Origin of the sequence: Paraburkholderia sp. Ac-20342 (assembly GCF_017104985.1) — a bacterium.
GTDB lineage: Bacteria > Pseudomonadota > Gammaproteobacteria > Burkholderiales > Burkholderiaceae > Paraburkholderia.
On the sequence record NZ_JAAGPQ010000078.1, the window covers coordinates 1 to 24,423 of the forward strand.

Annotated in this window: 22 protein-coding genes, 3 tRNA genes and 1 pseudogene; 5 read left to right on the plus strand and 21 right to left on the minus strand. The window is 63.6% G+C overall.

Annotated elements, in window-relative coordinates:
- Both G3N58_RS25520 and G3N58_RS25525 read right to left on the minus strand, forming a co-directional pair.
- Positions 1 to 368: pseudogene (locus tag G3N58_RS25520) on the minus strand (hypothetical protein); the annotation flags it as partial.
- Positions 369 to 597: 229 nt separating this feature from the next.
- Positions 598 to 1,332: a hypothetical protein gene (locus G3N58_RS25525; RefSeq protein ID WP_167042987.1), complete on the minus strand. Its 735-nt coding sequence runs from the start codon at positions 1,330 to 1,332 to the stop codon at positions 598 to 600.
- A 211-nt stretch (positions 1,333 to 1,543) separates the two neighbouring features.
- Between G3N58_RS25525 and G3N58_RS25530 the strand changes: the two genes are divergently transcribed.
- Complete coding sequence (locus G3N58_RS25530; protein WP_241017233.1) at positions 1,544 to 2,581, plus strand: hypothetical protein; 1,038 nt, start codon at positions 1,544 to 1,546, stop codon at positions 2,579 to 2,581.
- Positions 2,582 to 2,734: 153 nt separating this feature from the next.
- Here G3N58_RS25530 and G3N58_RS25535 read toward each other — a convergent pair.
- The 5 genes from G3N58_RS25535 to uvrC all read right to left on the minus strand — a co-directional run bounded on the left by G3N58_RS25535 (position 2,735) and on the right by uvrC (position 6,439).
- Positions 2,735 to 2,808: transfer RNA gene (locus G3N58_RS25535), tRNA-Cys, on the minus strand.
- 122 nt (positions 2,809 to 2,930) lie between these two features.
- A tRNA-Gly gene (locus tag G3N58_RS25540) sits at positions 2,931 to 3,006 on the minus strand.
- 64 nt (positions 3,007 to 3,070) lie between these two features.
- Positions 3,071 to 3,146 (minus strand) — tRNA-Gly (locus tag G3N58_RS25545).
- A gap of 208 nt (positions 3,147 to 3,354) precedes the next feature.
- Positions 3,355 to 3,948 (minus strand): CDP-diacylglycerol--glycerol-3-phosphate 3-phosphatidyltransferase, encoded by a 594-nt coding sequence (gene pgsA / locus G3N58_RS25550; protein WP_167042983.1) that lies wholly within the window; start codon positions 3,946 to 3,948, stop codon positions 3,355 to 3,357.
- 259 nt (positions 3,949 to 4,207) lie between these two features.
- Positions 4,208 to 6,439: an excinuclease ABC subunit UvrC gene (gene uvrC, locus G3N58_RS25555; RefSeq protein ID WP_206000519.1), complete on the minus strand. Its 2,232-nt coding sequence runs from the start codon at positions 6,437 to 6,439 to the stop codon at positions 4,208 to 4,210.
- A 209-nt stretch (positions 6,440 to 6,648) separates the two neighbouring features.
- Here uvrC and earP point away from each other — a divergent pair, with 209 nt between their 5' ends.
- The 4 genes from earP to G3N58_RS25575 all read left to right on the plus strand — a co-directional run bounded on the left by earP (position 6,649) and on the right by G3N58_RS25575 (position 10,875).
- On the plus strand, positions 6,649 to 7,863 hold the full coding sequence (gene earP, locus G3N58_RS25560) for an elongation factor P maturation arginine rhamnosyltransferase EarP (protein WP_206000520.1): 1,215 nt from the start codon (positions 6,649 to 6,651) through the stop codon (positions 7,861 to 7,863).
- 411 nt (positions 7,864 to 8,274) lie between these two features.
- A complete protein-coding gene (gene efp / locus G3N58_RS25565; RefSeq protein WP_167042977.1) occupies positions 8,275 to 8,832 on the plus strand; it encodes an elongation factor P in 558 nt (185 codons plus the stop codon).
- Between the two features lie 260 nt (positions 8,833 to 9,092).
- Entirely contained in the window at positions 9,093 to 9,299 is a 207-nt protein-coding gene (locus G3N58_RS25570) for a hypothetical protein (RefSeq protein ID WP_167285377.1), read from the plus strand.
- Between the two features lie 193 nt (positions 9,300 to 9,492).
- Positions 9,493 to 10,875, plus strand: a complete 1,383-nt coding sequence (locus G3N58_RS25575; protein ID WP_206000521.1) for a sigma-54 dependent transcriptional regulator — start codon at positions 9,493 to 9,495, stop codon at positions 10,873 to 10,875.
- A 209-nt stretch (positions 10,876 to 11,084) separates the two neighbouring features.
- Here G3N58_RS25575 and nagZ read toward each other — a convergent pair whose 3' ends face one another.
- From nagZ to G3N58_RS25645, 14 genes are all read right to left on the minus strand, one after another.
- Positions 11,085 to 12,113, minus strand: a complete 1,029-nt coding sequence (gene nagZ, locus G3N58_RS25580) for a beta-N-acetylhexosaminidase (RefSeq protein WP_206000522.1) — start codon at positions 12,111 to 12,113, stop codon at positions 11,085 to 11,087.
- 81 nt (positions 12,114 to 12,194) lie between these two features.
- The gene (gene acpS, locus G3N58_RS25585; RefSeq protein WP_206000523.1) at positions 12,195 to 12,689 is read right to left on the minus strand and encodes a holo-ACP synthase; all 495 of its coding nucleotides are present in this window, start codon (positions 12,687 to 12,689) and stop codon (positions 12,195 to 12,197) included.
- Between the two features lie 17 nt (positions 12,690 to 12,706).
- Entirely contained in the window at positions 12,707 to 13,471 is a 765-nt protein-coding gene (gene pdxJ / locus G3N58_RS25590; protein WP_206000524.1) for a pyridoxine 5'-phosphate synthase, read from the minus strand.
- Positions 13,468 to 14,376 carry a DNA repair protein RecO gene (recO, locus tag G3N58_RS25595; RefSeq protein WP_167042966.1) on the minus strand — a complete coding sequence of 303 codons (909 nt, stop codon included), beginning with the start codon at positions 14,374 to 14,376 and terminating at the stop codon, positions 13,468 to 13,470. Before recO ends, pdxJ begins: the two co-directional genes overlap by 4 nt.
- Positions 14,363 to 15,262 carry a GTPase Era gene (gene era, locus G3N58_RS25600; RefSeq protein WP_167285369.1) on the minus strand — a complete coding sequence of 300 codons (900 nt, stop codon included), beginning with the start codon at positions 15,260 to 15,262 and terminating at the stop codon, positions 14,363 to 14,365. The genes recO and era overlap by 14 nt, the downstream gene beginning before the upstream one ends.
- Positions 15,263 to 15,316: 54 nt before the next feature.
- Positions 15,317 to 16,594, minus strand: a complete 1,278-nt coding sequence (gene rnc, locus G3N58_RS25605; RefSeq protein WP_206000525.1) for a ribonuclease III — start codon at positions 16,592 to 16,594, stop codon at positions 15,317 to 15,319.
- Positions 16,595 to 16,767: 173 nt separating this feature from the next.
- On the minus strand, positions 16,768 to 17,661 hold the full coding sequence (gene lepB / locus G3N58_RS25610; protein WP_167042961.1) for a signal peptidase I: 894 nt from the start codon (positions 17,659 to 17,661) through the stop codon (positions 16,768 to 16,770).
- Positions 17,662 to 17,679: 18 nt separating this feature from the next.
- On the minus strand, positions 17,680 to 19,473 hold the full coding sequence (gene lepA / locus G3N58_RS25615; RefSeq protein WP_206000526.1) for a translation elongation factor 4: 1,794 nt from the start codon (positions 19,471 to 19,473) through the stop codon (positions 17,680 to 17,682).
- Positions 19,474 to 19,677: 204 nt separating this feature from the next.
- Positions 19,678 to 19,941 carry a glutaredoxin family protein gene (locus G3N58_RS25620; RefSeq protein WP_206000527.1) on the minus strand — a complete coding sequence of 88 codons (264 nt, stop codon included), beginning with the start codon at positions 19,939 to 19,941 and terminating at the stop codon, positions 19,678 to 19,680.
- Entirely contained in the window at positions 19,938 to 21,467 is a 1,530-nt protein-coding gene (locus tag G3N58_RS25625) for a DegQ family serine endoprotease (RefSeq protein WP_206000528.1), read from the minus strand. The genes G3N58_RS25620 and G3N58_RS25625 overlap by 4 nt, the downstream gene beginning before the upstream one ends.
- Positions 21,468 to 21,504: 37 nt before the next feature.
- Positions 21,505 to 22,545, minus strand: a complete 1,041-nt coding sequence (locus G3N58_RS25630) for a MucB/RseB C-terminal domain-containing protein (protein ID WP_206000529.1) — start codon at positions 22,543 to 22,545, stop codon at positions 21,505 to 21,507.
- Between the two features lie 4 nt (positions 22,546 to 22,549).
- On the minus strand, positions 22,550 to 23,161 hold the full coding sequence (locus G3N58_RS25635) for an RseA family anti-sigma factor (protein WP_167042951.1): 612 nt from the start codon (positions 23,159 to 23,161) through the stop codon (positions 22,550 to 22,552).
- Positions 23,162 to 23,251: 90 nt separating this feature from the next.
- Positions 23,252 to 23,851, minus strand: coding sequence for an RNA polymerase sigma factor RpoE (gene rpoE / locus G3N58_RS25640; RefSeq protein ID WP_006051939.1), 600 nt, complete (start codon positions 23,849 to 23,851; stop codon positions 23,252 to 23,254).
- Between the two features lie 101 nt (positions 23,852 to 23,952).
- Positions 23,953 to 24,372 (minus strand): hypothetical protein, encoded by a 420-nt coding sequence (locus G3N58_RS25645; protein WP_206000536.1) that lies wholly within the window; start codon positions 24,370 to 24,372, stop codon positions 23,953 to 23,955.
- Between the last annotated feature and the right edge of the window lie 51 nt (positions 24,373 to 24,423).

A 24,423-nucleotide genomic window follows, 5' to 3' on the forward strand; every position in this document is an offset into this window, starting at 1 on the left:
CAAGGGCTCACAGAAAATTTCGTGTCACTACAACGCATCGACAACCACGGACGCCAAGTGTTTGATCTATAAGGTGCTCTGGGTCGAAATTGCCTCAAATTCCGGCCGGAAATGTCGAACTCGGGGGGCCAGAGCGCTTGCAGTTGCGTCCACGCGTCCGCGCTCATCGAGGGTTGCAACTGCGCGGCGCCAGGCTGCGCGCCGGCCCTCAGAAAGGGCAGGATGGTCGGTGCGTCGGATTCGAAGATCAGCCCCTCGGCCCAGTCATAGGCCTCGGCGACCCAAGGCGGCGTGCGCCGGCTCGTCGCGGGAAAGAGATGCATGGAGCCGAGCAGCCGCACGTTGGTGCCGGTGAGTTGTAGATACATGCGAGCGTGGTGAAAGCGGCAATGACGATGCTGCGATTTTATCGCTCGGGCCGGAAGCGGCGTATCAACTTGCAGGCGCGTGTGCGAACGGCGGACGCACCACCGCAATCGGGATTTGCGGTTCACACGGCACCCCATGCGCGAACCGCGGGCGCATCAAAACCTGCGCTCTTTTATTGAATCGAAATAAAATTCAAATCCGCTACTGTTTTAAACATTTTTACGTCGATTATTGCGTGCCTTTTTTAAACGATTCAAGCTCGCTGGTATAGCGCTCGCTCCGCACACCATTACTGCCGTAATATTCTTCCACCGATTTCACCCAGCGGCCGACTTCCGGCGCATACCAGAACGCTTTATAGGTGCGGCCCGTCGCTTGCGCGGGGGCGATTTTCTGCGCGTGCGTCATCATGGTCGTATCGCCCTGCTCGACCTGGGTGGCCTGTGTAATGGTCTGCCGCGGTTCGAGTTGCGCGAGCCAGTCGCCCTCGGATTCGATCTTGATCGCCTGGAATTTTCCGGCCGGCACTTCGACGGTTTCCGTCCCGATCACGCGATATTGCGAACTCCACTTCTGCGAAGCGAAAACCCGGTTCGGATGCTGCTCCGTGTAGTCGATGTTCCAGGTTTTTCCCGGCGACAGCGGGAACGCCAGCGGCCGGTTAACGACCATTTCCGTGCCGTTCACGCTGCGCTCGCGGCTCCAGTCCATGCCGGCGATCAGTTCCTTGGGCGCCTGCGTCGAGCCCGCCTGGTGCGCCTCATAGTAGATGTGCGACGACGTCGTGCGCAGCACCGTCACCTGGTCGTGCGTCTGGTTCCAGTTCGCGGCGCCTTTTTCGACTGTTATCACGTACGTCCACGAATCGCCGGGTTTGACGTCCGGTGCGGACGCCGATTGCGCGAATGCCTGCAACGGCACGACGAAACCCAGCAGAATGGCAACGGTTCTGATTTTCTTCATAGGTCGAATTTAATAGTTGTGCGCGGCGCATAAATGCGCGTGTTATCCGGAACGAATACGCGATTATTTTCCACGAAAAACGCGAAAACAACGAGCACTTTATATAAGCGTCGCTAGAATAATAGCGCCCCACGCTACTTTAACGGCACCCGACAACCCGATCATAAATTCGAAAGAGAATAAAATATAAATGAAAGAACATGAAAAGCGAATGGTAAATAAATATGCCATTCTGATTGCGGGACCCGTATTGCTATTGTCCGCATGCGGCGGCGGTTCGTCCGGCAATTCGGGCTCGGCCGCAAGCACGTCGAACCTGAGCGATGCGCAGAAGAGTTACGAAAGTTTTGCGCTGGCGTCGAACGGCGGACTGCATTACGTGGACGGGAGCCTCTCGTTCAGCACGAGTTCGACGGGCGCCGTATCGGTCAACCCGAGCAGCAGCTTTTTTTTCACCGCTGACTCCAGCATTCCTCAAAGCCCGTCGAGCGGCCCGCAGCCGCTGACCGCCGGCACCACGTCCCTTGCGTCGACGCTCAAGGTGCCCACGATCAGCAACGGACGCTTCGTCGTCAACGGCGCCATTTATGTCGCCGCGGTTCCGGCCCAGGCCCGCGTCAGCTACGCAGGCTCCAATGTCCAGGAAGACTACCTGGCCGCCGACGGCAGCACCGTGGTCCGCACGCTCCTCGGCACCAGCTACACCGCCGTTTCGCTAAGTGGCCTGATCTCCGCCTCCCCTTCCGAGCTGTTCACGAATAGCGCCCTGGGCTTGCTCACGAATACGATCAACGGGCAAACGCTCTACAACCAGCAGGCCAGTTGGCAGGCAGGCTCTGCCTACATCAAGGTGGTTCGACATGCCGTCGGCGACGAGCTGTTCACCAACGACTGCGTTGCCCCGGCCACGACGGGCAACAACCCGACGCCCTGCTCGGCCACGATATCGACGCTCGAAAATTTCTTCCCCTATGCGAGTGCGACGGACGGCAAGAGCTATCAGCTTGCCGATGGTCAGATCGTTACGCTGGCAGGCGTGCGCGCCTGGGTGTCCAACGCGACGATCGGCAGCACCGGCAGCGATTACCGCGTCTACTATCAGTACAACGGCGGCATCTACACCGGCTACGTTCTCAAGGACGGCACGACCTTGCAGCTCGTACCGCTTGGCGGCGGCACACCGCAGGAGAACTACTATTTCCTGAACAACGCCGCGATGCAGTCGATCAAATCCGCGCTCAACTTCTGAGTGTTCTGAGCGATTCGAGCCGGCGTGGTGCGATCGAGTAGGCAATCGCAAGCGCGGAGACACGCTGGCGAGCGCGGTGAAAAAGAGAGGTAGAAAAGCGGCGGAAAAAAAGAAAAGCCCCGACATGTCGGGGCTTTTCTTTACATCAACGACTGGAGGCGCGAGCCGGAGTCGAACCGGCCTAAACGGCTTTGCAGGCCGCTGCATAACCGCTTTGCTATCGCGCCACAAGCGGACTGGAACCTAGAAGCAGGCTCGCAGATTTGTCTGGTGGGAACCAGAAGGACCGAAGCGCTGACAAGCGACCGGCCTTCCAAACAAAAAGGGAAGCGTTGCTTCCCCTGATGTATGGAGCGGGAGACGAGGCTCGAACTCGCGACCTCAACCTTGGCAAGGTTGCGCTCTACCAACTGAGCTACTCCCGCATTGAACTGCTTCACAACGCGCTACATTTTGTACTTCGCCAAACAACGCATTGCTTCAAAAAACTGGAGCGGGAAACGAGGCTCGAACTCGCGACCTCAACCTTGGCAAGGTTGCGCTCTACCAACTGAGCTATTCCCGCGTTGCACTGCATTCACTGCTACTGCCTGACTGCGCTTCCCGATGTTTCGCTGCGTTTCGCGCTGCGTGCATCGGAGAAACGAGATTATGGAGAACCGGCAGAAACGTGTCAACCCCTTTTGCCCATCTCTTCTACAGAAAAGATTTCTCTCATGTTTCCACGGGGTTCGAAGATACTTTTGCGGCCGCGCTCCGCTTCGCTCACGCTGTCACGCGACGCCGCCACGCTCGCGAATCTGCGGCCACGCGAGCTTCATGTAGTAGAGCATCGACCAGATCGTCAGGAACGCGGCGAGATAGATCAGCCACAAACCCCACACGCGCGTGTCGATCGCGATGCCGCCGCCGAACGGCAGCGGACCATAGAACAGCAGCATCGGAATCGCCACCATCTGGCACGCGGTCTTGAACTTGCCGAGCGAATTCACCGCGACGCTCTTCGATGCGCCGATCTGCGCCATCCATTCGCGCAGCGCCGAGATCGCGATTTCGCGTCCGACGATCACGAGCGCGATCGCCGAGTCGATGCGCGTGAGCTGCACGAGCACGAGCAACGCGGCCGTCACCATGAGCTTGTCGGCGACCGGGTCGAGGAACGCGCCGAACGCCGAGGTCTGATTCCACTTGCGGGCCAGAAAGCCGTCGAACCAGTCGGTGAGCGCCGCGAGAATGAAGATCGTGGCGGCCGCGAGATTGCGGTGCGCGGGGCTCATCATCATGTCGGGCAAATAGAACACGCCGACGACGAGCGGAATCAGCACGATCCGCAGCCAGGTCAAAAATATCGGGAAATTAAACGGCATGGGGCAGGCGCAGCGTCTGACGAGTGAGTTGCAATTGTGCCGTGTCACAGGGCCTGCCACAAGCAAGCCGGCGCCGGGGCGGCCGCGGCCCACGCCGGGGGTGCGCTGCGCCGGCCAGCGCGAGTCGAACGGAAGCGCTCCGGTCCCGTCGCCCCCTCCTTGTCCCCACCTCGCTTCGCCCGCCCCCACTCGCGCGCCGCCCGCGATACAGCGCGCCCGACAAAAACGACCCGCGCACCAGACACCAGACGCAACGCACTCAGTGCAGTTGCCGGTAAATCTGCTCGGCCAGCGCCTGCGAAATGCCTTCGACGCTCGCCAGATCCTCGACACTCGCGGCCACCACACCGCGCAGCCCGCCGAAGCGCGCGAGCAGCCGCTGACGCCGTTTCGCCCCGACGCCTTCGAGCTCTTCGAGCCGCGAAGTCTGCCGCGTTTTGCCGCGCTTCGCGCGCATGCCGGTAATCGCAAAGCGGTGCGCCTCGTCGCGAATCTGCGCGACCAGCATCAGCGCGGCGCTTTCCTTGCCGAGTTCGAGCGGCGTGCGGCCGTCGGCGAAAATCAGGGTTTCGAGGCCGACCTTGCGCCCCTCCCCCTTCGCGACGCCGACCAGCATGCCGGTGTCGAGCCCCAGCTCGGTGAACACCTGGCGCGCAATCTCCACCTGGCCTTTGCCGCCGTCGATCAGCACGATGGTCGGCAGAACGCCGCCCGCCGCGCCCGGCTCGGTGGCCTCAGCGGCCTCGGCCGCGAGCGACGGATCGGCGGCCGCAGCGCCTTGCGCCTGCGCGGCTTCATCAGCGGAATTCGCGGCAGCCTGCGCGACCATCTTCTCGTAACGACGCGTGAGCACCTGGCGCATCGCCGCGTAGTCGTCGCCGGGCGTGATGCCGGTGATGTTGTAGCGGCGGTACTCGGACGACTGCATCTTGTGATGGTGATAGACGACGCACGACGCCTGCGTCGCCTCGCCCATCGTGTGGCTGATGTCGAAGCATTCGATGCGCAGATGCGCGAGATCGTCGCACTCCATGCCGAGCGTGTCGGTCAGCGCGCGCGTGCGAGCCTGTTGCGAGCCCTGCTCGGAAAGCAGCCGGGCCAGCGCGAGCCGCGCATTCTGCTCGGCCATCGCGAGCCATGCGCGGCGCTGTCCTTGCGGCTGACGCAGCACGTTCACCTTGTGCCCCGCCTGCTCCGTGAGCACGTCGACGAGTTCGCGGCCCGGCGCGTGGCTGACCACCAGCACAGGCGGCACGCGATTGCCGAGGTAATGCTGCGCGATGAACGCTTCGAGCACTTCGGCTTCGATGCCGCCGGATGCGCGGCCTTTGCGGCGCTTCGAGGCGGCGGCCGCGCCGGCTTGCCCGGCGTCCTCGGCTTCCTCTGCGGCGATGTCGGGTTCTTCGTCTTCCGCGGGCATGTCCCGCGCGATCGCGAGCGCAAGCGCGTCGGCATCGCCGACGGCCGCCGCGCTGCCGACGCGCTCCTCGCCGTCCTCACCCGCGCCGCCATCGCGCGCGAGCAGGTCCGAAGCAGCGTCCCGCACCTCGCCGCCGTCCTCGCCGAGCCCGCCTTCGGCGGCGGTCAACGCGCTTTCCACGTGCGTGGGGAAATACGCCTTGTCGCCGAGGTGCCGGCCGCCGCGCACCATCGCGAGATTCACGCAGACGCGCCCGCCCAGCGCAACCACCGCGAGAATGTCGACGTCGCTGTCGCTGCCGACCTCGATCGCCTGCTGATGCAGCACCGTCGAGAGCGAACTCATCTGGTTGCGCACCGCCGCGGCCTGCTCGAACTTGAGCTCGCTCGCAAACGCATGCATCTTCTGCTCGAGCTCCTTCATCACCTCGCCCTGGCGGCCGAGCAGAAAGCGCGATGCGTTGGCGACGTCTCGCGCGTAATCCTCTTCGCTGATGTTCGCGACGCACGGCGCGGTGCAGCGGCCGATCTGATGCAGCAGACACGGCCGCGTGCGGTTGTTGAACACCGAGTCTTCACAGGTGCGCAACTGGAACACGCGCTGCAGGATCTGAATGCTTTCGCGCACTGCCCACGCGCTCGGAAACGGCCCGAAGTACTGGTTCTTGCGATCGACCGAGCCGCGGTAATACGCCATGCGCGGAAACTTGTGGCCGGTCAGCTTCAGATACGGATACGACTTGTCGTCGCGAAACAGGATGTTGTAACGCGGCGCGAGCGCCTTGATCATATTGTTTTCGAGCAGCAGCGCCTCGGCTTCGGAGCGCGTCACGGTCGTCTCGATGCGCGCGATGCGCGTGACCATCATCGCGATGCGCGGCGAGAGCTGCGTCTTCGTGAAATAGCTCGAAACGCGCTTCTTCAGATCGCGCGCCTTGCCGACGTAGAGCACCGCGCCGCTCGTGTCGTAATAACGGTAGACGCCGGGCAGATGCGGCAGCTGGGCGAGCACTTTTTTCGGCTCGAAGGCGTCGGGCGCCTCGTTTGCGTCGGTTGCTTCGGGTGCGGTCATGCAGGGTCTTGGATGGGGACGGTCTCGCGGAGCCTTGCGCCGCGTGCCGCGCCTTCGGGGAGCCGGGCGCGCGAATCGTCAACGAGGCTTTAGAATCGCCAGTTTAGAACATTCCTCGCGCGTCCGAGCCCCGCCGCGCGATGACGCGGCAGCGCCCGCCGCAGCCGTTCCGACCGCATCCACGACCCGAACCCGCGACCCAGACCGCCATGTCCAGTGTCCCGCCCGCTTCCGCATCGACCACCGCCTCGTCCACTGCCCCGTCCGCCGCGGCGGCCCCGCTCGCCTGCGACATCTTCTGCGCGGTGATCGACAATTTCGGCGACATCGGCGTGTGCTGGCGTCTTGCGCGTCAGCTTGCGAACGAGCATGGCTGGCAGGTGCGCCTGTTCGTCGACGATCTGCACGCGTTCCAGAAGCTGTGCCCACGGCTCGCACCCGAGCGCGCGCGGCAGACACTCGACGGGATCGTCATCGAGCACTGGCACGAGCCGGCTCACGCGGGCGAGACGCTCGACGTCGCCGATGTCGTGATCGAAGCGTTCGCCTGCGAACTGCCGCCCATCTATATCGCCGCCATGGCCGAACGCGTGCGCGCGCCGCTCTGGCTCAACCTCGAATATCTGAGTGCCGAGGACTGGGTCGCGGATTTCCATCTGCGTCCGTCGCCGCATCCGCGTTACGCGCTCAGCAAGACGTTCTTTTTCCCCGGACTCGGCCCCGGCACCGGCGGCGTGCTCAAGGAGCGCGATCTCGACGCGGCGCGCGCCGAGTTCGAGGGCTCGCCGGCCGCCCGCGCCGCGTGGTGGCTCGCGGCCACCGGCGAAGCGCCGCCGCCGGCTTCGGCCACCGTCGTCTCGCTGTTCGCGTACGAAAACCCGGCCGTCGACAGCCTGCTCGAACAATGGCGCGACAGCGTCACGCCCGTCGTGCTGCTGGTACCCGAAGGCCGTATTTCCGGCGCACTCGCGCGCTTTTTCGGACTGCCGTCGTTTGCCGCGGGCACGCACGCGACGCGTGGCAACCTCAGCGCCCATGCGCTCGCCTTCACCGAGCAAACCGGCTACGACGCGCTGCTGTGGGCGAGCGACGTCAACTTCGTGCGCGGCGAGGATTCGTTCGTGCGCGCCCAATGGGCCGCGAAACCGTTCATCTGGCACATCTACCCGCAAGCGGACGACGCGCATCTGCCGAAGCTCGACGCCGCGCTCGCCCACTACGCGCGCGCGCTGCCGGCCGACGCGCGCGCCGCGCTCGAACGCTTCTGGCACGCCTGGAACGGCGCGGGCCAGCCGGACTGGGCGCAGTTCCAGCGCCACTGCCCGACACTGAGACAGCGCGCCGCCGCGTGGGCGGACGAGCTCGCGCAGGTGGGCGATCTCGCCGGAAACCTGACATTGTTCGCAAAAACTCAGTTAAAATAAGCGGTTATCCAACGGCCGACGACGCAAGCGCGGCCCGATTCCAGCAACACGTTCCGGTCAGCCCGCCTGACCCATCCCTGTAGAACACCCGTCATGCGCCCCAACCTTCGGGTCGGACACGCGGCTGTCAAGAAAAGGGCGCAAAGGGAACGTATGCTGCGGGTCGGCGCCACTCGTGTACACGCCCGCACAGGGTAAAAATCAGGTAACGGACTGGCAGGATGGCGGACACCGGCGGCTGCGCGAAGCGGCCCGCCGCTCGCCCCCGCCACAGGCCGGCCCCGTTTCGTGCATGCGCTTGCCAGCCGCCGCTTCCCGCGGCGCGGCCGGCGATGGGCGAAACGCCGAAGCCGCTTGGCGCCTATGCCGTTGAGCAACAGTTAAGCTATTTATCTCGCACAGGACAGTTTTATGAAGACCGCACAGGAACTCCGCACCGGCAACGTCGTGATGATCGGCGCAGACGCCATGGTCGTGCAAAAGGCCGAGTACAACAAATCGGGCCGTAACGCCGCCGTCGTCAAGATGAAGTTCAAGAACCTGCTGACCGGCTCGGGCATGGAAACCGTGTACAAGGCCGACGACAAATTCGACGTCGTCGTGCTCGAGCGCAAGGAAGTGACGTACTCGTACTTCGCCGACCCGATGTACGTGTTCATGGACGCCGACTACAACCAGTACGAAGTCGAAGCCGAAATGATGGGCGACGCGCTGCACTACCTCGAAGACGGCATGGCTTGCGAAGTCGTGTTCTACAACGAGAAGGCAATCTCGGTCGAACTGCCGACCACGCTGGTTCGCGAAATCATCTACACGGAACCGGCTGTCAAGGGCGACACGTCGTCGGGCAAGGTGCTGAAGAACGCCAAGCTGAACACCGGTTTCGAACTGCAAGTGCCGCTCTTCTGCAACATCGGCGACAAGATCGAAATCGACACGCGTACCCACGAGTACCGCAGCCGCGCCTAAGCGTCCGAGCGGCTCTCCAGCGTCGGCACCCTGCCGGTCCGCCGCCAAAAAGCGCCCCAAGGGGCGCTTTTTCTTTTCTGGTTCGCCATGCAGAGTGAGGAAAACTTTACCGGGGGCGTTATTCAAAATTACCATTGCGACGTCCCGATTTCATCGCCGATTGCGAACAAACCGTTGATACATCTCGGAAAATTTCTTTGGCACGGTCCCTGCTTGATGGCAAGACAGGCTAGCTTGTTTTTCCAACCGGGAGACGCGCCGTGAACCGCGACATCGCCGCAGGCAGGTGGAAGCAGATAGTCGGCAAGGAAAAGGCCGCATCGTGCAGGTTGACGGACGACGAACCGGCCGGGGCCGAAGACTGCGCCGGCAGGCTCGCCGGCCTGATCCGGAAACGTCATGGCTGCCCCCGCGCGGAAGCGGAACTCGCAGTGCGCCGGTTTTTCGCCAACAACCGGGATTTCTGACAGGATGAGTGAAGGAACTACAAACCCGGCCCGCGCGGTGCGCAAGCGGCGCAGCCCGGGCCCCGTTCCCGAAGCCCAAGGACCAGCATGACCTGTCATCGAGCCCGCCAGAGCCTTCGGAGCCCGCGATGCGCGTCATCGCAGCCTTAGCGGCGCGCCAGGCATTTCATCCATTCAAAAAATTGCGCTCGCCATGCCACACGCACTGATTGTTGAAGACGATCCCAATAGCCTGTCCGGTCTGTCCGCGATTCTTGCGGCCGACGGTTTCTCCGTCGACACCGCGACCACGCTCGCCGAAGCCCGGGCGGCATTGACGCGCTTCATCCCCGACGTCGTGCTGGTCGACCTGAACCTGCCGGACGGCAGCGGCCTCGATCTGCTGCAGCATCTGCCCGCGCACCCACCGGGCGGCGCGTTGCCGGTGATCGTGATGACCGGCAACGCGACGGTCGAGAGCGCGATCGAGGGCTTGCGGCACGGTATCTGGGACTATCTGCTGAAGCCGGTCAACATCCCGCGCCTGCGCAGCCTGCTCGCGCGCGTCCCGCGTCCCTACGAGCTGACCGAGGAAGTGCAGACGCTGCGCGCGTCGCTGCGCCAGCTTGGCCGGTTCGGCTCGATGCTCGGGCGCAGCGGCACGATCCAGCACGTCTACGACACGATCGAACATCTCGCGCCGACCGAAGCCGCCGCGCTGATCTCCGGCGAAGCAGGCACCGGCAAGCAGATCGCCGCGCGCACGCTGCACGACATGAGCCGGCGCCGCAAGGGGCCGTTCGTCACCTTCGACTGCCGCGGCGCGGCGGCCGGCACCGCGACCCGTTCGCTCGACAGCCTGCTGTTCGGCGACGAACGCGGCGCGTTCGGCGGCGCCGAGCAGCGCGAGGTAGGCCTCTTCGAGCAGGCGAGCGGCGGCACGCTGTTGATCAATGAAATCTCCGAGTTGCCGCGCGCCCAGCAGGAGGCGCTGCTGCGCGCGCTCGATTCGCAAATGTTCATGCGGGTGGGCGGCACCAATCAGGTCGCGACCGATTTCCGCCTGATCGCGTCGACGCGCAAGCCGCCACGCGCGGCCGTCGCGGACGGCAGCCTGCACCCGGACCTCGCGTTGCGTCTCGAAGCCGCCTCGGTGCTGCTGCCGCCGCTGCGCGAACGCGGCGACGATCCGGTGCTGATCGCGCAAGCGATCATCGACGAGATGAATCTGGAAGCCGCGGCACGCGGCACCGCCGAAGTCGCGAAGCAGGCGGCGCCGGGCTTCCTGCGCGAATGTCTCGCCCACGACTGGCCCGGCAACGTGCGCGAGTTGCAGGATCGCGTGCGGCGCGCGTATCAGGCGTCGGGCGACGTGCTCGAATCGTTGCGCGCCGACGAAGCCGTCACCGCGGACGGCCGCGATCTGAACGGTAGCCGCGTGCAGGTGACCGTCGGCACCCCGCTCGCGGACGTCGAGGAAATGCTGATTCGCGCGACGCTCGACGCGGTGGGCGGCACGCGGCATCGCGCGGCGTCGCTGCTCGGGATCAGCCCGAAGACGCTGTACAACAAGCTGCAGCGGATGCGCTTGAACTGAGTCGACGGCACTTCGATGCCTCGATCGCCGAAGCATCGAAGCACGCATAAAAAAATGGCGCCTTGATTCGTTCCAAGGCGCCATTTTTTCGGCGGATTTTTTGCGACCCGGGTTTTTCGTAGCGTTATGCGCAGGCTTGATTCGCGAGGTTGGCGGCTCCGCTCAAACGCTCGCAAAAAAACGCCGCGCCCAAAAGCTCAGGCAAAAAATCACTCAAATGCACCGCGCAGCAACGCCTGCGCTTCGACATACCGCGGCTCGTCCATCAGCTTGCTCCACTTGAGCGCCTTGCCGCGCGGCTGCATGCGCTTCAGACGCCGCTGCGATTCCTTCGACGGCTTGAAGCGCAGCGCGTCGAGCACCTTCTCCGCTTCGTGCGGCTGATTGCAGATCAGCACCATGTCGCAGCCGGCCTCGAGCGCGGCGCGCGCGCCCTCGGTCAGCGTGCCGCCCTGGCGCGCCGCTTCCATCGACAGATCGTCGCTGAATATCGCGCCGTCGAAACGCAGCTTCTTGCGCAGGATGTCCTGCAGCCAGACGCGCGAAAAGCCGGCCGGCTTCGCATCGACCTTCGGATAAACGACGTGCGCGGGCAACACCGCCCCGAGCGACAGGCCGAGCCAGTCGTACGGCGCCACGTCGTCGCGCAGGATCTCTTCCAGCGAGCGCTCGTCGACCGGCATGGCAACGTGCGAGTCCGCCTGCGCGAAGCCGTGCCCCGGAAAGTGCTTGCCGCAATTGCTCATGCCGGCAAGCGCGAGACCGTGATTGAGGCTCTTCGCGAGCATCGCCACGACACGCGGATCGCGATGGAACGCGCGATCGCCGATCACCTGCGAGTGTCCGTAATCGAGGTCGAGCACCGGCGTGAAGCTCATATCGATGCCGCACGCGCGCAACTCCGCGGCGAGGATATAGCCGACCGCGGTCGCCACCTTGGTCGCCTGCAGCACATCGCGGTCCCACAGCGCGCCGAGCGTGCCCATCGACGGCAGCACCGTGAAGCCGTCGGTGCGAAAACGCTGCACGCGGCCGCCTTCGTGATCGACGGCGATCAGCAGATCCTCGCGGACCGCGCGGATCGCCTCGGTCAGCGCGACCAGTTGTGCGCGGCGCTCGTAGTGGCGCGCGAACAGGATCACGCCGCCCGTCATCGGGTGAGCGAGGCGGCGTCGGTCATCGTGGTTCAGCGTTTTGCCGACCACGTCGAGCATCACCGGTCCGGGAATGGTTTTCATCGAGTTCCGCCGGAAAAAGGGCTGTGGGAATCTAAGGCGAAGACAAACGCGGTTCGTCCGGGCCGCGTTCGAGGTCGTGCGTTATTCGGTGGCCGATTGAGCCGATTGGGCCACCGCCTGAACCGCGGCTTGCGCCGCCGATTGCACGGACTGCCCGGCCGAAGCGCGCGCCCCGGCCGCCTGCTCCGTCTCGGCGATCACGAACGACACCGCGTAGTCGCGCTCGTCGCTGATCGTCACGCGTGCGGTAATGCCGCGCGCGTCGAGCCAGTCGGCCAGTTCGCCGGAGGCGACCACCATCGGTTCGCCGCTCGGTTTGTTCAGCGTTTGCAGCGCGCGCCAGCTCATCGGCCAGTGCATGCCGAGGCCGATCGCCTTCGAGAACGCCTCTTTCGCCGAGAAGCGCGTCGCGAGAAACGCGAGGCCGCGCGCCGCCGAGCGGGCCTCACGCGCGCGATAGACGCGCAGTTCGTCGGGGCCGAGCACCTTCTCCGCGAAACGGCCGTTGGTGCGCGTCATCACCGCGGCCACGCGGCTCACCTGCACGATGTCGGTGCCGATGCCATAGATCGCCATGTGCGCGTCCGTCCGGGTTATCCGCGTGCACCGAGACGCGCGGCGACCATGATCGCCTTCATCTCGCGCACCGCATTGTCCCAGCCCGCGAAGATCGCGTGCGCGACGATCGCATGGCCGATATTGAGTTCGACGATGCCGTCGATCGCCGCGATCTGCTGCACGTTCGTGTAGTGCAGACCGTGGCCCGCATTGACCTTGAGGCCGAGCGTCGCACCGAATTCGACCGTGCGCACGATGCGCTCGTATTCGCGTTGCTGTTCGGCGGGGTCGTGCGCTTCGGCGTAACGGCCCGTGTGCAGTTCGATCACCGGCGCGCCGGCTTCGTGCGCGGCGCGAATCTGCGTCTCATCCGGATCGATAAAGAGCGACACGCGCGAGTTCGCGTCCGCCAGTTGCTTGCAGGCGGCACGCACCGCCTCGAACTGGCCCGCGACATCGAGGCCGCCTTCGGTCGTCAGTTCTTCGCGCTTTTCCGGCACGAGGCAGACGTCGTGCGGCTGCACTTCGCACGCGATGTCGAGCATCTCCTGCGTGACCGCGCATTCGAGGTTCATACGCGTATTCAGGAGCGGGCGCAGCTTGCGCACGTCGGCGTCGACGATATGGCGGCGATCCTCGCGCAGATGCAGCGTAATCGCATCGGCGCCGGCCTCTTCGGCCATCAGCGCCGCGCGGATCGGATCGGGATAGGACGTGCCGCGCGCATTGCGCAGCGTGGCGACGTGATCGATGTTCACGCCGAGATCGATGACGGTCGGCGAAGTGAGAAAGAAGCTCATAGGTTCTGCAGGTCGATCAGGATCTGGCGCGTCGCCAGCGGCGTACCGCCCAGATAGGTGTTGAGCAGGAAGCGCATCAGCGTTTTGCTTTGCGCCACGGTCTGCGCTCGATGGTAATCGTCCTGTTCCATATCGAGCAAGGTTTGCCCCGCGATCACCGGCCACTGCGCGGGCCATTCGTCCGACGCTTCGCGCACGCCGCGCTCGGGATCGAACACGTAGCGGCCCTCGGCAAGCACCGCCTTGCGCGTGACGGTGCGATCGAGCGCCATCGCGTAGCCGGTTTCGCGCAGTAGCACCCGCTCGAACGAACGCAGCACCTGCACGGGCGGCTCGTCGTGCGCGAGGCGTGTCAGCGTGACGACGTAGTGGTGAAACAGTTGCGGATGCGGGTCTTCGCGCGCACAGAAGCGCACCAGCAGCTCGTTGACGTAGAAGCCGCACAGCAGCGCGTCGCCGGCCAGCGGCAGCATGCCGCCGACCCATTCGGCGCCGGTCAGCGTGCGCACTTCGGATTTGCCCGACCACGCGAGCGAAAGCGGCTGGAACGTTTGCAGCACGCCGCGCAGTGCGGAGTGCGGGCGCTTCGCGCCCTTCGCGACGAGCGCGAGACGGCCGTGATCGCGCGACAGCACGTCGACGATCAGACTCGTTTCGCGATACGGATAGCTATGCAGCACGAAAGCCGGTTGCTCCGCGATCCGGTATTCGGACGCGGAGGTGCGCGGCGCGCGGCGGGCCGGCGCTTTGCGCGCTTCGGCGCGCGGCTCGCCGTCCCCGGCAGACGCGCTTCTGGCCCTGGCCGGGGATTTTCTCGTGCTACGCGCGGACCGCGACGGCTCGTGCTCCGGATCGTCCGCCGCCGCGTCGGAATTCAGCGTCGCCGACGCGTCATTCGTACCCATACGCACGAAGCCCGGCTTCGTTGTCGGCCCAGCCGCTCTTCACCTTGACGAAGGTTTCGAGGTAGATCGGCCCGTCGAACAGCTTCTCCATGTCGAGCCGCGCTTCGGTGCTGATCTGTTTGAGCTTCGCGCCCTTCTGGCCGATGATCATCGCCTTGTGCATGTCGCGCTCCACGAGAATGGTCGCGAAGATGCGGCGCAGGCGCCCCTCGGTTTCGAACTTGTCGATCAGCACCGTGCTCGTGTACGGCAACTCGTCGCCGGTCCAGCGGAACACCTTTTCGCGCAGGATTTCGGCGGCGAGAAAACGCTCGCTGCGATCGGTCAGATCGTCCTCGCCGTAGATCGGCTCGCCTTCGGGCAGAAACGGCTTGACCGTCGCCATCAAACGCTTGATGTCGTCGGTATTTTTCGCCGACAGCGGCACGATCTCGTTGAATTCGCGCAGCGCGCTCATCTGCTGCATGAACGGGAACAGCGTGTTCTTGTCCGACACGCGATCGAGCTTGTTCGCGATCAGCAGCGTCGGCACCTTCGCCGGGATCAGGTCGAGCACCTTCTGATCGTCGGGGCCGAAGCGGCCCGCTTCGATCACGAACAGGATCGCGTCGACCGAGGTCAGCGTCGAGGTGACCGCGCGATTGAGCGAGCGATTCAGCGCGCCGCTGTGTTTGGTCTGGAAACCGGGCGTATCGACGAAGATGTACTGCGCGTCTTCGATCGTGTTGATGCCGGTAATACGATGGCGTGTGGTCTGCGCCTTGCGCGACGTGATGCTGACTTTCTGACCGACCAGCGCGTTCATCAGCGTGGACTTGCCGACGTTCGGGCGGCCGACGATCGCGACCATGCCGCAGCGAAAACCAGTGGGAGCGGGAGTGTTCATATTCGGACTACGGCAGGTTCGGTTCGGCGCACGGCAAGCACGCGCCGATGGCAATCAATGGCCCGCATCGGCGACGCGCGTTTGCACCGCGCCGGCAACGCCGGGTTCGTGTTCGGCAGGCGCCGGCGCAACCGCGGCGGCCGGCACTTGTGCTTGCGCCGCAGTGGCGCCCGGTGCAGCTTCGCGGTTGCGCTGACGCTCTGCGCCGCGGGCTTGCGCGGCTTCGGATCGGGTGTCGGAGGCGTGGTTCGCCACGGGTTTGTCCGCGGGCGGTTCGGCTTTGTCGACCGGCTTGTCGGTGGCTTTCTCGCCGGCGCGATCGCTCATGTGAGCGGCCGGCTTGTCGGCTTTCTCCGCCTTTTCCGTGCGCTCGGCCTTCTCCTGTGCGCTGTATTCGACGTGGGCGGCGCGGATCATCGCAAGCGGCGCACCCGCGGCTACCGGCGCGCCGCGCTCGGCAACCGGTTTTTCCGCGATGGTTTTTTCCGCCGAGGTTTCCGCCGTCACCGCCACACGCAGTGTGCTGCGCTCGGCCTTACGATCCGGCGTGCGCAAATCGAGGGCAGCCTGAACGCCGGTCACGCCGGGCACGATCTCCAGTTCGGCGTTTTTCGCCGCGCGAGCGCCCTTCGAGCGCTTCGGCTTCGCAACGACAGCGGGCGCCGCCGCCATCACTTCGTCGAGCGCCTTCTTGGCGGCCGCCTGCTCCGCCGCGCGCCGGCTCGCGCCCGAGCCGGACACCTTCACGTCCAGCTTCGGCACCGTGCATTCGACTTCGAACTGCTGATTGTGCGCCGCACCATGAGTAGCGACGACCGTGTAGGTCGGCAACGCGATCTTGTGGCCTTGCAGATACTCCTGCAGCAGCGTCTTCGCGTCCTTGCCGAGTGTGCGCGGGTCGATATGGTCGAGAATCGGCACGTAAAGGCGCTTGATGACCGTCTGCGCGGCCTCGAAGCCGCCGTCGAGGAATATCGCGCCAAGCACGGCTTCGAGCGTATCCGCGAGAATCGACGGCCGGCGGAAGCCGCCGCTGCGCAGTTCGCCCTCGCCGAGCCGCAGGCCTTCGGAAATATTGAGTGCCTGAGCAATCTCGTAAAGCGATTGCTGCTTCACGAGATTTGCGCGCACACGCGACAGATCGCCTTCGTCGAGGCGGCCGAAACGTTGGAACAAAAGCGCAGCCACCGCGCAATTCAGAACGGAGTCGCCGAGAAATTCGAGCCGTTCGTTATGCGTGGCACTGTGACTGCGGTGTGTTAAAGCCTGGCGCAGTAATTCCGCATTGCGAAATTCGTAGCGCAAACGGCTTTCCAACGGAGATAGGGGCATGAGCAGAGTATAACGCGGGCGCCGGACCCGGCGGAAACGCGGAGCGCCTGCGGAAAAAGCGTGGTGAAGCGACGTTACCGCGAATTCTTAAAGTAGCGTGAGAACACGCCGCGACCGATATAACCGAGTTACCTGTTATCGGCGCGGCGTGTGATACGAGCGACGCTGCGAACTCAATGGAATGAGCCGATGCGCCGCAGATCGCTGAAGTTCATCCAGATGAAAAATGCGCGGCCGACGATATTCTTTTCAGGCGCAAAACCCCAGTAGCGGCTGTCCGCGCTGTTGTCCCGGTTGTCGCCCATCATGAAGTAATTGCCCGGCGGCACCTTGCAGATCACGCCGCGTTCGTTATACGTGCAGTTGTCGCGATACGGATAATCTTCGGCGCCGACGATGAACGGCGGCACGGCCGGGTTATTCAGAATCGCATTCTTGCGGCCATCGATATTTTCTTCGAACTGCTTCGCGTAACCGAGGCGCTCTTCGTCGAGATAATCGGGCAGCGGCGTTTCCGGAACCGGCTTGCCGTTGATCGTGAGCTGCTTGTCCTGATAGGCGATCACGTCACCGGGCAGGCCGATCACGCGCTTGATGTAGTCGACCGATTCGTCCTTCGGATAGCGGAACACCACCACGTCGCCACGCGAAACCGGACTGCCCTGCGTGATCTGCGTATTGGTAATCGGCAGACGCAGGCCGTATTCGAATTTATTGACGAGGATAAAGTCGCCCACGAGCAGCGTCGGCACCATCGAACCCGACGGAATCTTGAACGGTTCGACGACGAACGAGCGCACCACGAACACGACCAGAATCACCGGAAAGAAGCTCGCCGTGTATTCGAGCCACCACGGCTGACGCAGCTTGTCGTCGCGCAGACGCGCGCGCGTTTGCGCGGCGTTTTCATCGGCGAAACGCTCACCGATGCGTGCCTGTTGACGATCGAATTCGGCAACCGCCGCTTCCGCGTCGCGGCGCCGTTTCGGCAGGAAAACCAGTTTGTCAGCGACCCATGCGATACCCGTCAAAACAACGAGCACAAAAAGAATCAGCGCAAAATTCATAGGGTTCCGTTACTTAGCTTATTTGTCTTCGACACGCAGAATCGCGAGAAAAGCCTCTTGTGGAATCTCGACCGAGCCCACCTGCTTCATTCGCTTCTTACCCGCCTTCTGCTTTTCGAGCAGCTTCTTCTTACGTGTGATGTCGCCGCCGTAGCATTTTGCCAGCACGTTCTTACGCAACGCTTTAATATTTTCGCGCGCGATGATGTTCGAACCGATGGTGGCCTGCACCGCCACGTCGTACATCTGACGCGGAATCAGCTCGCGCATTTTCGCCGCCACTTCGCGGCCGCGGTACTGGCTTTGCGAGCGGTGCACGATGACCGACAGCGCGTCGACCTTGTCGCCGTTGATCAGCATGTCGACCTTCACGACGTCGGACGCGCGGTATTCCTTGAACTCGTAGTCCATCGACGCATAGCCGCGCGAAATCGACTTCAGGCGATCGAAGAAATCGAGCACGACTTCACCCATCGGGATTTCATACGTGAGCTGAACCTGACGGCCGTGGTACTGCATGTTGATCTGGTTGCCGCGCTTTTGCGTACACAGCGTGATCACCGCGCCGACATAGTCCTGCGGCATATACAGGTTCACGGTGACGATCGGCTCGCGCACCTCCTCGATCTTCGACGGCTCCGGCATCTTGGCCGGATTCTCAACCATGAGGGTCGTGCCGTCGCGCTGCAGGACTTCGTAGACCACGGTCGGCGCCGTCGTGATCAGGTCCATGTCGAACTCGCGTTCGAGACGTTCCTGCACGATCTCCATATGCAGCAGACCGAGGAAGCCGCAGCGGAAGCCGAAACCGAGCGCCTGCGAGACTTCCGGCTCATACTGCAGCGACGCGTCGTTGAGCTTCAGCTTTTCGAGCGAATCGCGCAGCGCGTCGTACTGGTTCGCTTCGACCGGATAGAGACCGGCAAACACCTGCGGCTTCACTTCCTTGAAGCCCGGCAGCGGCTCGAGAGCCGGCTGGCCCACGAGCGTTACCGTGTCGCCAACCTTCGCCGCCGCGAGTTCCTTGATGCCGGCGATGATGAAGCCCACCTGCCCCGCCGACAGTGATTCGAGATTCTTCGACTTCGGCGTGAACACGCCGATATGTTCGACCGGATACTGCGCACCGGTCGCCATCAAACGGATCTTGTCCTTCGGACGCAGCGTGCCGTTGACGATGCGCACGAGCATCACGACGCCGACGTAGTTGTCGAACCACGAGTCGATGATGAGCGCCTGCAGCGGCGCGTCCGGATCGCCCTTCGGCGCCGGCACTTTCGCAATCAGCGCTTCGAGCACGTCTTCGACGCCAAGGCCGGTCTTCGCGCTGCAATGCGTCGCGTCGGTTGCGTCGATGCCGATCACGTCCTCGATTTCGGCAATCGCGTTTTCGGGGTTCGCCGCCGGCAGATCGATCTTGTTCAGCACCGGAACCACTTCGACGCCGAGTTCGATGGCCGTGTAGCAGTTGGCGACGGTTTGCGCTTCCACGCCCTGGCTTGCGTCGACGACGAGCAGCGCACCTTCGCATGCGGACAGCGAGCGGCTGACTTCGTACGAGAAGTCGACGTGCCCCGGCGTGTCGATCATGTTCAGGTTGTAGACCTGCCCGTCGCGGGCGCGATACGTCAATGCGGCGGTTTGCGCCTTGATGGTGATGCCGCGTTCGCGCTCGAGGTCCATCGAGTCGAGCACCTGGGCTTCCATCTCGCGGTCGGACAGGCCGCCGCAAATCTGGATGATGCGATCGGCGAGCGTCGACTTGCCATGGTCGATGTGCGCAATGATCGAAAAGTTACGAATATGATCCATTCAGTGCCGATCAAGCGAAAAGGCGCGCCCGGACAATAGCGGAGCACGCCTTGTAAGTAGGTGAAAACCTATCTATTTTAGCCGAAAAGGCCGCCGGCCGGCGCATCTTGCAAAGGCCAGGCCTAAAGACGGCGCAGAAGATGCGAGAAATTCGATGTAGACGGCATCAATGGCGCATACGGGCAGCGGGCCGCGAATGCCGGCTCATGACGCCAGCGTTGCATGCGCTGCCAACGCCGCTCGCACCCGGACTTCGTCGAAATGGTAGTGACATAGCTCGACACCGTCGCAAACCAGAACCGGCACCCGTTCGTTGTAACGCGCTTCGAGCAGCGGATCGGTGTCGACGTCGATCACTGTTACTTGCGCGCCGAACTCGGCCAGCAAAGGTTCGAGCGCGGCGCGCATGTCCTCGCAAAGATGGCACCACACGCGCCCGTAGAGCGTGAGCGATGCCACTTTCGTCATTTCTGCGCGCGCGGACGGATCGGCACGAACTGCGTGTTCTCACCGCGACGGACCAGCAGCGCCACCATCTTCTGCGGATCGAGATGCGCGGTCACGTCGTCGAACTGCTTCGCGCTCGTGATGTCCGTATCGCCCACCCGCAGAACGATATCGCCCTTTTGCAGCCCGACGCGCACGGCCGGGCCGTCCACTGCGTCGATCTGCACGCCGTTGTGAATCTTCAGCTCCTTCTGCTGATCGGCGGGAATGTCGCTGACGGCGATACCGAGCGCATTCGTCGCGCGCTGCTTCGGCGCCTTCGGCTGCTTCTGGTCCGCCTTCGCAACCTTGTCCGGCTGCATTTCGGCAATCGTGACCGGCAGTTCGCGCGTTTGGCCCTTGCGCCAGATCGTGATCGTCGCCTTCGTGCCCGGCTTCGTATCGCCGACCATACGCGGCAAATCCGTTGCGGTATCGACCGAATGGCCGTTGAACTTCAGGATGATGTCGCCCGGCTGCACGCCGGCCTTGTCTGCGGGGCCGCCCGGCTCGACGCTGCTGACGAGGGCACCCTGCGCTTTCGGCAGACCGAGCGAATCGGCCACGTCTTTCGTGACTTCGCCGATTGCCACCGCGATGCGGCCGCGCACGACCTTGCCCGAACTCTTCAGCTGATCGGCCACGCGCATCGCTTCGTCGATCGGAATCGCGAACGAAATGCCCATGAAACCGCCGGTACGACTGTAGATCTGCGAGTTGATGCCGATCACTTCGCCCTGCATGTTGATCAGCGGACCGCCCGAGTTGCCCGGATTGACGGCCACGTCGGTCTGGATAAACGGCAGATAGTCGCCGGTGTCGCGCCCCTTCGCGCTGACGATGCCGGCCGTCACCGTGTTCTCGAGCCCGAACGGCGAGCCGATCGCCACGACCCATTCGCCGACGCGCACCTTGTTCGAATCGCCGATGGTGATGGTCGGCAGGTTCGACGCGTTGATCTTCACGACCGCGACGTCCGTGCGGTCGTCCACGCCGATCAGCTTGGCCTTGAATTCGCGCTTGTCGGTCAGCGTGACGTAGATCGTGTCGGCGTCGTCGACGACGTGCGCATTGGTCATCACGTAGCCATCCGCCGACAGGATGAAGCCCGAGCCCACCCCGCTGTTCTGCTCGGGATCGTTGCTGTCCGGTGCATCCTGGCTGCCACCATTTCCGCCGCTGCTGCCACCGCCGCTGCCGCCGTTATCGCCTCCGTGCGGAGAACCCGGCGATTGCGGCGACTGGGGCAACGGAATGCCGAAGAAGCGACGGAAGAATTCGGACATGTCGCCGTCGTCCATACCCGGCGGCAGGCCACCGCGGGACGCGCCGTTCGACACGCGCGTCGTCGTGCGAATGTTGACGACCGCCGGGCCGACCTTGTCGACGAGATCGGTGAAGTCAGGCAGGTTGGCAGCGGGAGCCGCCGACGCCATATGCGGTACGAGCGGCAAACAAGCCGCCACCACGACGGCCGCGAGGAATTTGCGCACCGAGAAAATCGTCATATCGTAGCAAGCCGAGGGATTTCAGGATTCGGAAGGATTACTTCGGAGCTTTGTATTCTATGGCAGACGCAAATTGCTGCAATGTGGTTTGGGGCACTTCACCCAGCAGGGTAATCCAGAAGTTGCCCTGGCGCTTGACCAGTACGTGCGTGGCGCCGCTATTGCCCGTGCCTTCCTTGCGCGAATTGTTCTCGACCGGCTCGACGAATACCGAAATGGCCGCGAGGCCATCGGAAAACACCGCCTGATCCACCGGAATGGGCGGCTGCCCCGCCTCGCGCGACGCCATCGGACGGCGCAACTGGCGGATCATGTGGAAACCCGGCACCGACGGCGTGATCTGCCAGCCTTGCGCGGCCATGTCGACCGGCTCGACCGGCGGCCGCACCACGGTCCACCCGGCCAGATTGCGAATGCCGTTGACGATGCCCGCCTTGTCGACCGGCACGCCGATACGGACCTGGGAAAACGATAGCTGTTCAAGCACCTGGCCGCTCGGGTCGAGCGTCTGCGCACGCAGCAGCAGGCCGGTCTTCCTGTCGGCCCAGAGCTTGTACGCAAAGCGGTATGCGTCCTTCGGATCGAGTTCCATCACGAGGCTGTCGACACCCGCGACACGGTCGTCGACGAGCATCTTCGGCTCGTAGACGGACAGCACCTGCTCGCCGTCCACCGTCAGCAGCGCCGGAAACGAATCCCGGTTCTGGCGCTTTTCGACGACGACGAGATGTCGCTCCGGCACGAACGTGAACATATCGTCGTTGTGGCGGAGCATCTTGCGGGGCTTGCCATCGAGGCTTTCGAGCTGCTCGAATTCGCCGTCCGCATGCGTCGAATAATGCGCGATGCGCGACGTCTGCACGAAATTGCCGCGCTGGTAGACGAACGCGCCCTCGTAGTTCTGCTGCTGGGCGGCCTGATGGATGCGATCGAGCAGTTCCGCGGCCGAGCGGCGGGCGGCGGCCGGATCGTCTTGTGCGAAGACCCGCGGTGTAGCGGACAACAACACGGCTGCACAGAACAGGAATGCCGGCAACCGCCCCCAGATAGTCGTTTTATTGAACCGCAAAGTCTGCATCAAGCTATTGGCCCTGCGTGGAGACTGAAGCAGCGCGAATGACCGGCATCGAACCCGCCATGACCGGTTGTTGCGCAAACTGCTGGTGGGCTTCGAGGTATTGATCGAGGCTGGCGTCGCGAATGATGTTGGCGTCTTGCGACGACGGCACCGAGACCATGGCGACACGTTGCACCGCGTCGCCATGCGGCTGAAGCGAAGCGACCTGTGCCCCCGGACCGCCCGGCACGCCCTGCAATTGCGGCACGACGATCCACGTCAGTGTGGCGGCTGCCGCGGCAACCGCGAAGGCCGGCACGACGCGGCGGCGCAACCCGAGCAGACGGCGCGCGACAGGCACCGCGGCCGGCGCGAGCACATGCGGCTCGCTGTCGAGACGCGCGGCGAAACCGCTCAGAAATGCGCTGCTCCTTGCGGGACTGATCGCCAGATCGTCGGAACGCAGCGCGTCGCCGATCAGGTGATAGCTCGACCAGGCGGCATGATCGTCGCCGTCCAGCGCGGAAAGAAACTTGTCCAGATTCAGATGCCCTTCGTCGAACAGTTCACCGTCGACAAAAGCGGACAGACGCTCGCCGCGCGAATCTGCTTGCGATTGCATCGAGACCGACCCCATGATGCTCCCCATCTTACAAATACCCCGTAGTGACACCACTAATCCAGATATTGCACCCGTGCCCCGCTCGACCACTGGACGCCTAGGCGTTTACCAGCGCTTGCCTTCGGGTGTGTCAAGCAACGGGCGCAATTTTGCCGCAATGGCTTCGCGAGCGCGGAAAATTCGTGATCTGACAGTGCCGATCGGGCAACCCATCATCTCCGCGATTTCCTCGTAACTCAAACCCTCAATTTCCCGAAGAGTAATGGCAGTGCGCAGTTCTTCCGGCAAAACCGCCATCGCAGCATTGACCGTCTCGGCGATCTGCTTGCTCATCAACATCGACTCGGGCGTGTTGATATCCCTTAGTTGGTCGGCGTCCGAGAAAGTTTCAGCTTCTTCAGCATCCGCTTCGGTCGAGGTCGGCGCCCGCCGGCCCTGGGTGGCAAGGTAGTTCTTCGCGGTGTTGACCGCAATCCGGTACAACCACGTATAAAACGCCGATTCGCCGCGAAACTGCGGCAGCGCGCGATACGCCTTGATAAAGGCGTCCTGCGCGACGTCCTCGACTTCGGCGGGGTCCCGCACGAGGCGCGAGATCAGCCGGAGAATCTTGCGGTGGTATTTGGAGACCAGAAGCTCGAACGCGGCCTTGTCGCCCTTCTGGACGCGCTCGACCAGCACCTGATCAATTTCTTTTTCGCTCACCTGATAAATCCGTTAACTATAGGGCGCATGGCGGGGCACCATTGTAGCGTCCCCCTCATTGGGGCACGTTACTCCGGTAACAGCGGTTACAGTCGTTACAGTCAGGCGCCGGCCGCACGTCGGCCGAGCACGGAAAGTTCCCGGAAGACGGCGGCCGGAAACGCGTCGGCCACGAGCAGCAAGGTACGTGTGCGCCCCCTTGGGCGACGATGCGCGCGGTCACGCGAATGAACTTCTTCGGGTTCGAGCACGAGAACCAGCAGCCGGCTGCTCCACTGCGCGCAGCCAGCCACCCTCCCTTGGGCGAGCAGCGTGCCCGCTGCGTCCCAGGCGGATAGATCATCCCGTCCGATCTGCAGCACAGCCGGCTGCGCCCGCTCATGCCTTGCCGCGCAAAGCGCCAGCAGCGCCCCCACGGCAAACGTCAACGGAACGGCTCGCCATGCACCCCATTGCGATGCGAGACAGGTATGGACGGCCAACGTCGCAATCAGCACGAAAGCCCCCAGCGCGGCGCGCATGGCAAACGAGCCACGCAGCGCGATGCGCTGCGTGGCTCTGCCCAACCTTGC

Excerpts from the sequence above, each read along its gene's own strand:
- G3N58_RS25525 (WP_167042987.1), bottom strand. The coding sequence starts at position 1,332 with ATGAAGAAAATCAGAACCGTTGCCATTCTGCTGGGTTTCGTCGTGCCG.
- G3N58_RS25530 (WP_241017233.1), top strand. The coding sequence starts at position 1,544 with ATGGTAAATAAATATGCCATTCTGATTGCGGGACCCGTATTGCTATTG.
- pgsA (WP_167042983.1), bottom strand. The coding sequence starts at position 3,948 with ATGCCGTTTAATTTCCCGATATTTTTGACCTGGCTGCGGATCGTGCTG.
- uvrC (WP_206000519.1), bottom strand. The coding sequence starts at position 6,439 with ATGACCGCACCCGAAGCAACCGACGCAAACGAGGCGCCCGACGCCTTC.
- earP (WP_206000520.1), top strand. The coding sequence starts at position 6,649 with ATGTCCAGTGTCCCGCCCGCTTCCGCATCGACCACCGCCTCGTCCACT.
- efp (WP_167042977.1), top strand. The coding sequence starts at position 8,275 with ATGAAGACCGCACAGGAACTCCGCACCGGCAACGTCGTGATGATCGGC.
- G3N58_RS25575 (WP_206000521.1), top strand. The coding sequence starts at position 9,493 with ATGCCACACGCACTGATTGTTGAAGACGATCCCAATAGCCTGTCCGGT.
- nagZ (WP_206000522.1), bottom strand. The coding sequence starts at position 12,113 with ATGAAAACCATTCCCGGACCGGTGATGCTCGACGTGGTCGGCAAAACG.
- acpS (WP_206000523.1), bottom strand. The coding sequence starts at position 12,689 with ATGGCGATCTATGGCATCGGCACCGACATCGTGCAGGTGAGCCGCGTG.
- pdxJ (WP_206000524.1), bottom strand. The coding sequence starts at position 13,471 with ATGAGCTTCTTTCTCACTTCGCCGACCGTCATCGATCTCGGCGTGAAC.
- recO (WP_167042966.1), bottom strand. The coding sequence starts at position 14,376 with ATGGGTACGAATGACGCGTCGGCGACGCTGAATTCCGACGCGGCGGCG.
- era (WP_167285369.1), bottom strand. The coding sequence starts at position 15,262 with ATGAACACTCCCGCTCCCACTGGTTTTCGCTGCGGCATGGTCGCGATC.
- rnc (WP_206000525.1), bottom strand. The coding sequence starts at position 16,594 with ATGCCCCTATCTCCGTTGGAAAGCCGTTTGCGCTACGAATTTCGCAAT.
- lepB (WP_167042961.1), bottom strand. The coding sequence starts at position 17,661 with ATGAATTTTGCGCTGATTCTTTTTGTGCTCGTTGTTTTGACGGGTATC.
- lepA (WP_206000526.1), bottom strand. The coding sequence starts at position 19,473 with ATGGATCATATTCGTAACTTTTCGATCATTGCGCACATCGACCATGGC.
- G3N58_RS25620 (WP_206000527.1), bottom strand. The coding sequence starts at position 19,941 with ATGACGAAAGTGGCATCGCTCACGCTCTACGGGCGCGTGTGGTGCCAT.
- G3N58_RS25625 (WP_206000528.1), bottom strand. The coding sequence starts at position 21,467 with ATGACGATTTTCTCGGTGCGCAAATTCCTCGCGGCCGTCGTGGTGGCG.
- G3N58_RS25630 (WP_206000529.1), bottom strand. The coding sequence starts at position 22,545 with ATGCAGACTTTGCGGTTCAATAAAACGACTATCTGGGGGCGGTTGCCG.
- G3N58_RS25635 (WP_167042951.1), bottom strand. The coding sequence starts at position 23,161 with ATGGGGTCGGTCTCGATGCAATCGCAAGCAGATTCGCGCGGCGAGCGT.
- G3N58_RS25645 (WP_206000536.1), bottom strand. The coding sequence starts at position 24,372 with ATGCGCGCCGCGCTGGGGGCTTTCGTGCTGATTGCGACGTTGGCCGTC.